General features: G+C 63.1%; 4 protein-coding genes. 3 read left to right on the forward strand and 1 reads right to left on the reverse strand.

The genetic code is table 11. The features are described from left to right. Both HX846_RS12450 and HX846_RS12455 read left to right on the forward strand, forming a co-directional pair. Positions 1–439: methyl-accepting chemotaxis protein (locus HX846_RS12450; protein WP_256739808.1), on the forward strand; the 439-nt coding region annotated here is incomplete at its 5' end. Positions 440–457: 18 nt separating this feature from the next. Further along, positions 458–2,149: a bifunctional diguanylate cyclase/phosphodiesterase gene (locus HX846_RS12455; protein ID WP_003219057.1), complete on the forward strand. Its 1,692-nt coding sequence runs from the start codon at positions 458–460 to the stop codon at positions 2,147–2,149. A gap of 142 nt (positions 2,150–2,291) precedes the next feature. Here HX846_RS12455 and HX846_RS12460 read toward each other — a convergent pair whose 3' ends face one another. Beyond that, positions 2,292–3,041: an ABC transporter substrate-binding protein gene (locus HX846_RS12460; RefSeq protein ID WP_178965472.1), complete on the reverse strand. Its 750-nt coding sequence runs from the start codon at positions 3,039–3,041 to the stop codon at positions 2,292–2,294. Between the two features lie 133 nt (positions 3,042–3,174). Between HX846_RS12460 and dnaX the strand changes: the two genes are divergently transcribed. Next, positions 3,175–4,474: DNA polymerase III subunit gamma/tau (dnaX, locus tag HX846_RS12465; protein ID WP_178965473.1), on the forward strand; the 1,300-nt coding region annotated here is incomplete at its 3' end.

Consider the following 4,474-nt stretch of genomic DNA (forward strand, 5'->3'; position numbering starts at 1 on the left):
GGCCCGCGCCGGCGAGCAGGGCCGTGGCTTTGCCGTGGTGGCCGACGAGGTGCGCGCCCTGGCGGGCAAGACGCGGGAGTCGACCCAGCAGATCCAGGGCATCATCCAGAACCTGCGGGCCGGCGCCGATGAGGCGGTCGAGATCGCGAGCCTGGGCATTCACGAGGCCGAGCAGGGCGTGCAGCAAGTACTTGAGGCGCAGCAGGCGCTGCAAGGTATTCGCCACGCGGTGGAGCGTATTACCGGTATGAGTCAGCAAATGGCTGCTGCCTCACAGGAACAATCCCACGTCGCCGAGGAAGTTTCACAGCAGATCAATAACGTTGCCGCCACGGTGCAAAAGACAGCGGGCAATGCCAACGCTGCAGTCACCCGTGGCCGGGAACTCGAAAGCATCTCTTCCGGGTTGCGCGCCCTGGTCGAGCGGTTCAACCGCTAGCCACAGTGAGCCTGACTCATGGACGAGAAATACCGCAGGGCCGTGGATGCAGCCGCCATTTTCTCCGAGACTGACCTGGCGGGCTGCATCACTTACGTCAATGACCAGTTCTGCGGCATGTCCGGCTACGGGCGTGACGAGTTGCTGGGGCAAAATCACCGCATTCTGAGCTCGGGACTGCACCCTGCGGGGTTCTTCCAGGGCATGTGGCAAGCCATCAGCGAAGGCCGGGTGTGGCGTGGGGAAATCTGCAACCGGGCCAAGGATGGGACGTTGTATTGGGTGGACAGCACCATGGTGCCGCTGCTCGATGAGAAGACCGGGCGCGTGCAGAAGTACGTGTCGATCCGCTTTGATGTCAGCGAAAAGCGCCAGCTGTTGCACACCCTGCAATGGCGGGTCGGCCACGATGTGCTGACCGGCTTGCCGAACCGCGCCTATCTGTCGGAGTTGCTTAACCAGTCCCTGGAGTTCTCCCGCAGCGAAGACATACCGTTGGCGTTGTGCATGCTCGACCTGGACGGCTTCAAGGCGGTCAACGACGGGTATGGGCATGCCTGTGGGGATCTGTTGTTGGTGGAAGTGGCCACTCGGTTGCGGGAGATCATCCGCGGCGAGGACGTGGTCGCCCGGCTCGCCGGTGACGAATTTGTGCTGATCCTGCGTTATGTGCGCGATATCGACGAGCTGAACGGCGCCTTGCTGCGCATCCTCAAGGCGATTTCCGAGCCGTACTCGATCCAGGGGGCGGAGCTGAATGTGTTCGCCAGCATCGGCGTCACGCTGTTCCCCCTGGACGACGAGGACGCCGACACCTTGCTGCGCCATGCCGACCAGGCGATGTATGTGGCCAAGCAGAGCGGGCGCAACCGCTACCAGTTGTTTGATGTATCCCTGGAACAGGAGGTCAAGGCCAGCCACCAGACCGTGGAGCAGATCCGCCAGGCCCTGGCGGCGGGCCAGTTGTGCCTGCATTACCAGCCCAAGGTCAACTTGCGCTGCGGCACGGTGGTGGGGTTCGAAGCGTTGTTACGCTGGCAGCACCCCGAGCGTGGCCTGGTGAAGCCGGGGGATTTCCTGCCACTGATCGAGCAGACCGACCTGATTGTCGATATCGGCGAATGGGTGATCGCCCAGGTGTTGGGCCAGATGCATCGCTGGCAGGTGCATGGGCATTGGTGGTCGGTGAGCGTGAACATCGCGGCGCGGCACTTCCAGCGCGAGGATTTTGTCGAGCGCCTGCAAGACTTGCTGGCGCAATACCCGCAGGTGGAGCCGCACCGGCTGGACCTGGAGATCGCCGAGTCGGTGGCCATCGACAATATCCAGCGTGTCACCCAGCACCTGGAGGCCTGCCAGGCCTTGGGCGTGCAGTTCTCCCTGGATGATTTTGGCACCGGCTATTCCTCCCTGAGCTACCTCAAGCGCCTGCCGACCCAGACCATCAAGATCGACAAGTCGTTCGTGCGCGACATCCTGCACGACAAGGACGACCTGGCGCTGACCAAGGCCGTGATCGGCCTGGCCCGCGCGTTTGGCCGCGAAGTGATTGCCGAAGGCCTGGAAACCCTGGAGCACGGCCAGCTGTTGATGCGCATGGGCTGCGAAGTGGCCCAAGGCTATTTCATCGCCCGGCCGATGCCTGCGGACGACGTGCCGGGTTGGGTCGAGGGATTTGCACCGCCGCCGCAGTGGCAAAAGCTTGAGTGATGTTTATTGTGGCGAGGGAGCTTGCTCCCGCAGGGNNGGGCTGCGTAGCGGCCCCAAGATCTTTGGGAGCGCTGCGCACTCCAGCGGGAGCAAGCTCCCTCGCCACAGCAAGCTCCCTGGCCACAAGGACAATCAGGTGATCTTAAGGGGCGGGGGCGCTGTTCCCGATATACAGCTGGATGATTTCATCAATCTCCCCGGACATTTTCATCCGCAGCAACGTGCGCAGGATCTGCTGCCCCGGCACCTGCGGGTCGTTGCGCACATAGCAGCCCAGGCGTTGCTCCTCGATCACGGCCACCGTATGCAGGCGCTGTGTGGGCGGTAATTGCTGATTGAAGCGGTCAAGGATCCATTCGTTGATCACTGCATAGTTGAAGCGTCCGGCCACCAGTTTTTGCAGCACTTGCTCTTCACTGCGGCTGTCGTCGCGGCTGAACTGGCCGCTGGCGAAGCGCGCCTCCAGGGTCGGGTAGCTGTAGCCGAGTACCGTGCCGATGTGTTGCGGCGCAAGGCTGTCCAGTGCCACTGACGTTGAGGGCACGCGCCCGGCGGCCAGCACATTGCGCTGGACCAGCAGCGGGATGCTCCAGGTGTAGTCCCCCGACAGGTTGTTCAGCCACGCCGGTGTCACGTAGCAGCGCACGTCCACATCCCCGCGCTCCATGGCGGTGTCGATGCGCGCACGCGGCAGCACATGGAATATCGCAGGACGGCCGACCTGGGTGGCCAGGCTCAACATCAGGTCATACAAAATCCCTTGGGTCGGCTGGCCCTGGTCAAGTTGCACCATGGGCATGGTCCAGCTGTCGGAAATGGAGAATCGCAGAGGTGCGGGTGCCGCCAGGCTGACCGTGGCAATCATCCACAAGGCGCCCAGGACTGCGCGCATAAATTCTCCGGGTTCAGCCTTTTACAGGCTTGGTCAGACCAGCTTAGTCAGATTAGACGAGCGTGCCGGATGCAATTTCCCCCTTGCTCCGCTAGCATTACCCGCTTCCGCTTCCCAGTTGCGACGGTTTTCGATGAGTTATCAGGTTCTTGCACGTAAATGGCGTCCGCGCTCGTTCCGCGAAATGGTCGGCCAGACCCATGTGCTCAAGGCTCTGATCAATGCCTTGGACAGCCAGCGGCTGCACCACGCCTACCTGTTCACCGGTACCCGCGGGGTGGGCAAGACCACCATTGCCCGCATCATTGCCAAGTGCCTGAACTGTGAAACCGGCATCACCTCGACGCCGTGTGGTACCTGCTCGGTGTGCCGGGAAATCGACGAAGGGCGTTTTGTCGACCTGATCGAGATCGACGCCGCGAGCCGCACCAAGGTCGAAGACACCCGCGAGCTGCTCGACAACGTGCAGTACGCACCGAGCCGTGGCCGCTTCAAGGTCTACCTGATCGACGAAGTGCACATGCTGTCCAGCCACTCCTTCAACGCCTTGTTGAAGACCCTGGAAGAGCCGCCGCCCTACGTCAAATTCATCCTGGCCACCACCGACCCGCAGAAACTTCCTGCAACGATTTTGTCGCGGTGCCTGCAGTTCTCCCTGAAAAACATGACCCCGGAGCGTGTGGTCGAGCATTTGACCCACGTGCTGGGTGTCGAGAACGTACCGTTCGAAGACGACGCCCTGTGGTTGCTGGGTCGTGCCGCCGACGGCTCGATGCGTGATGCCATGAGCCTTACCGACCAGGCCATCGCCTTCGGTGAAGGTAAGGTGCTGGCCGCCGACGTGCGGGCGATGCTCGGCACCCTGGACCACGGCCAGGTGTTCGACGTGCTGCACGCGTTGATTGAAGGCGACGCCAAGGCGTTGCTCGAAGCCGTGCGCCATCTGTCCGAGCAAGGCCCGGACTGGAATGGCGTGCTGTCGGAAATCCTCAATGTGCTGCACCGCGTCGCCATCGCCCAGGCCCTGCCCGAAGGTGTCGACAACGGCCACGGCGACCGCGACCGCGTGTTGGCCCTGGCCCAGGCGTTACCGGCCGAAGACGTACAGTTCTACTACCAGATGGGCCTGATTGGGCGACGTGACCTGCCGTTGGCACCCGATCCGCGGGGCGGCTTCGAAATGGTCCTGCTGCGGATGCTGGCCTTCAGGCCCGCCGACACGGCGGATGCGCCGAGACAGCCGCTAAAGCCAGTGGGGATCAGCCAGGCCACAGTTGATTCCGCCAAACCAGTGGCTGGCCCGGCTGTTGTCGCGCCAGTGGTTGCGCCGCCTGCGTCGGTTGCACAGGCCGCCGCCCCGGTTGTCGCCGAGCCCGTGGCGCCTGTGGTGGTGCCGGAGCCGGTGGTTGAGCCTGCGCCCGTGCCTGAAGTCG

It is taken from the genome of Pseudomonas sp. K5002, from assembly GCF_013386655.1.
Taxonomy (GTDB): Bacteria; Pseudomonadota; Gammaproteobacteria; order Pseudomonadales; family Pseudomonadaceae; genus Aquipseudomonas.